The 1362-nt window shown below is 43.5% G+C and carries 2 protein-coding genes; both read left to right on the top strand.

The window, feature by feature from the left end; genetic code table 11:
* Window positions 1-756: efflux RND transporter periplasmic adaptor subunit (locus CLV32_RS23000; protein WP_133559323.1), on the top strand; the 756-nt coding region annotated here is incomplete at its 5' end.
* A 2-nt stretch (window positions 757-758) separates the two neighbouring features.
* Window positions 759-1196, top strand: coding sequence for a Fur family transcriptional regulator (locus CLV32_RS23005; RefSeq protein WP_133559324.1), 438 nt, complete (start codon window positions 759-761; stop codon window positions 1194-1196).
* The last annotated feature ends 166 nt before the right edge of the window (window positions 1197-1362 follow it).

Here is a 1362-nt window from a genome sequence, read left to right on the forward strand (position 1 = left end):
AAAGCTGCTGGGGCTGGTACAGGGAAGTCTTTTCAATCGTCCCAGGCTACTTATAATGCAGAACGCTCAAGGCTTACTTCCTACCAGAGCCAGCTAAGGCAACTTGGCATAAGTCCAGGAAAGGTTTCCGAGGGAAACATTGTTTCCCAATTCCCTGTTGTTTCTCCAATCAGCGGAACCGTAGGACACGTTATTGCCAATACCGGCGCCTTTGTCGAGCCAGGGACTTCCATTATGGAAGTAGTGGACAATTCAAAAATCCACTGCGACCTTACCGTTTTCGAAAAGGATCTCATGCAGGTAAAAGTCGGGCAAAAAGTGGCCTTTCAACTAACCAATCAAAACAATGATTTGATTACAGGCACCATTAACGGAATCAATAAGTCTTTTGAAAATGAAAGTAAAGGTGTAGTCGTTCATGCGGTGATTAATAACAGGGAACATAAGAACCTGATCCCAGGCATGTATGTTACTGCACTGATTAGTACGGGCAGCCAGTTGACTGCTGCTGTTCCAGTTGAGGCGGTTGTTCGTTCCCAAGGCAAACAGTACATCTTTACTGTAACCGAGGAGGAAGAAGAAAACGGCAAAGAGAAAAAAGTGAGTTTCAAAAAACAGGAGGTTACCACAGGGGTTAGTGAACTGGGTTACATAGAAATTAAACCGCTGAATCCTTTAGCTGAAAATGTCAAGATTGCTTTAAAGGGCGCCTTTTACCTGGAATCAAAATCAGCCGGTGGCGCCGAGGAAGAATAGCGATGAAAGAGTTAGAGCATATTTTATTAGAAAAAAAAATCAATCCGACTGCCATGCGTTTAGTGGTGCTTGACTTTTTGCTAAAACAATCTAGTGCCATTAGCCTTACTGATATGGAATTAGCCTTGCAAAGAACGGACCGGGTTACTTTGTACCGAAGCATTAAAACGTTTGAAGATCATGGACTGGTTCACCGCATAGAGGACGGAAGTGGTACCGCAAAATTTGCGCTTTGTCAACCTTCCTGTACTGTTGATGGGCACCATGATTTGCATATACATTTCTACTGCAACAATTGCCAGGAAACTTACTGTTTACCTCAAACCCAGATCCCAGAAGTCAAATTGCCGGAAGGATACCAGGGGCAGCAGGTGAGCCTGGTGGTTAAAGGGATCTGCAGCGAATGTAGTAATCAATGCAATACAATTGCAGGCCACTAATTAGTAAATTTGATATAAATGACGATGGAAAATATAAACGGCGCTAATGACCGGTTGAAAGAATTAACCCCACAGGTTAGGGAAAAGGCATTAGCCCTTGCTTCTGGATATGAAAATAATGGAATGAATGCAAATGAAGCGCTGCAAAAAGGAATTGCAGAGGCCG

Origin of the sequence: Pedobacter duraquae (genome assembly GCF_004362245.1) — a bacterium.
Lineage (GTDB): Bacteria > Bacteroidota > Bacteroidia > Sphingobacteriales > Sphingobacteriaceae > Pedobacter > Pedobacter duraquae.

Excerpts from the sequence above, each read along its gene's own strand:
- CLV32_RS23005 (WP_133559324.1), top strand. The coding sequence starts at position 759 with ATGAAAGAGTTAGAGCATATTTTATTAGAAAAAAAAATCAATCCGACT.